The sequence below is a fragment of the Arthrobacter globiformis genome, from assembly GCF_003261175.1.
Lineage (GTDB): Bacteria > Actinomycetota > Actinomycetes > Actinomycetales > Micrococcaceae > Arthrobacter > Arthrobacter globiformis_A.
The window spans coordinates 1-518 of the sequence record NZ_QLNP01000020.1; the positions used below are offsets into that span (position 1 = coordinate 1).

A 518-nucleotide genomic window follows, 5' to 3' on the forward strand; every position below is an offset into this window, starting at 1 on the left:
CAATCCTACGGCGACGATCTGTGCCCTGGCTAAGAGGACCGCAGCTTATATCGCCAAGAATGCAGGACGGCAGGTTGTGGCATGACGATCATCGACAGCACCGATCTCATTGGGACCATCGACAGGGTACGGCTTGGGCTGTTCGCGGATGCCCTTATAAAGGGCGGAGCGGGCTTTCCCTCGGCCAGCAGCGTGGACGTTCCTGGAGCATGGATCGACAGGGTGCTGGCCGTCCGGCCGGATCTCGAAACCGTCATCGTCAGCGTGATCGAGATGGACGGCGACCCCGAACAGGTCCTTGCCCAGTTACAGCTTGAACAACGCGCAACCTTCGATTCCTTCGCCTTCGCGATCGCCGGAGCGTACCTGATCAACCCGAGGATACGGAAACTTCTGGGCTACCCCGCCGCAATTCCGGAGTCCAACCCCGCCTACCCCGATGAGGCGGAATCGTACCTCGAGGACGGCATCCTTGACGTCGTCATCAACCGTGGCCCCATCTACCGGCCAACCCCACC

1 protein-coding gene is annotated in these 518 nt (G+C 61.0%); it reads left to right on the top strand.

Annotated features, from left to right (window positions below):
- Positions 1–81 precede the first annotated feature (81 nt).
- Positions 82–518 (top strand): hypothetical protein (locus DBZ45_RS02460; RefSeq protein ID WP_111902399.1); only part of this gene is annotated, 437 nt, incomplete at its 3' end.